The following is a 1013-nucleotide window of genomic DNA, read 5'->3' on the forward strand; positions in this document are numbered from 1 at the left end:
ATCTGACATAGATGAATTTTTGACGATTCTTCTGCCTAATTGGCGGTTGCGTCATTTGGCATCGCGAATCCAACGCTGCATGCTAAAAGGGCTTCAAGGCAGGATCGCAGGGAGGCCCGTATGGAAGGCGAAAACAAAAAAGCAGCCCGGTCGGACCTCGACGAAGCCGCACTTTATTTCCACAAGCATCCACGGCCTGGAAAGCTTGAAATCCAGGCAACAAAGCCGCTCGGCAACCAGCGCGACCTGGCGCTTGCCTATTCGCCCGGCGTCGCGGCGCCTTGTCTGGAAATCCGCGACAATCCGGCGGCGGCCGCCGACTACACGGCGCGCGCCAATCTGGTTGGCGTCGTCTCCAATGGTTCGGCGGTGCTCGGCCTGGGCAATATCGGCCCACTGGCCTCCAAGCCGGTGATGGAAGGCAAGGCGGTGCTGTTCAAGAAATTTGCCGGCATCGATGTCTTCGACATCGAGATCGACGCGCCTGACATCGAGCGGATGGTCGATACCATCTCGGCGCTGGAGCCGACCTTCGGCGGCATCAACCTCGAGGACATCAAGGCGCCCGAATGTTTTGAGGTCGAGGAACGGCTGAAGGCCCGCATGGCCATACCGGTCTTCCACGACGACCAGCACGGCACCGCGATCATCGTCGCCGCAGCCGTGCTCAACGGGCTGGAATTCGCCGGCAAGACGATCTCCGACATCAAGATCGTCACCTCCGGCGCCGGGGCAGCGGCCCTTGCCTGCCTCAACTTGCTGGTTTTGCTGGGCGCGCGCATCGAAAACATCTGGGTCACCGACCGTTTCGGCGTCGCCTACAAGGGCCGCGTCGATGAGATGGACCGCTGGAAGGACCCTTATGTGAAGGACACCGAGGCGCGCACGCTGGCCGATGTGCTGCCGGGCGCCGACGTGTTCCTGGGGCTTTCGGCCGCCGGCGTGCTGAAACCGGAATTGCTCCAGCATATGGCGCCAAAACCGCTGATCCTGGCGCTGGCCAACCCCAATCC

Annotated in this window: 1 protein-coding gene; it reads left to right on the forward strand. The window is 61.6% G+C overall.

Going from position 1 to position 1013, the window contains the following annotated elements; genetic code table 11:
• Positions 1-120 precede the first annotated feature (120 nt).
• Positions 121-1013, forward strand: an 893-nt coding sequence (locus EOA85_RS35950) for a malic enzyme-like NAD(P)-binding protein (RefSeq protein WP_281033835.1), incomplete at its 3' end; no start/stop codon positions are given.

It is taken from the genome of Mesorhizobium sp. M5C.F.Ca.IN.020.29.1.1, assembly GCF_003997375.1.
In the GTDB taxonomy this organism is placed as follows: domain Bacteria; phylum Pseudomonadota; class Alphaproteobacteria; order Rhizobiales; family Rhizobiaceae; genus Mesorhizobium; species Mesorhizobium wenxiniae.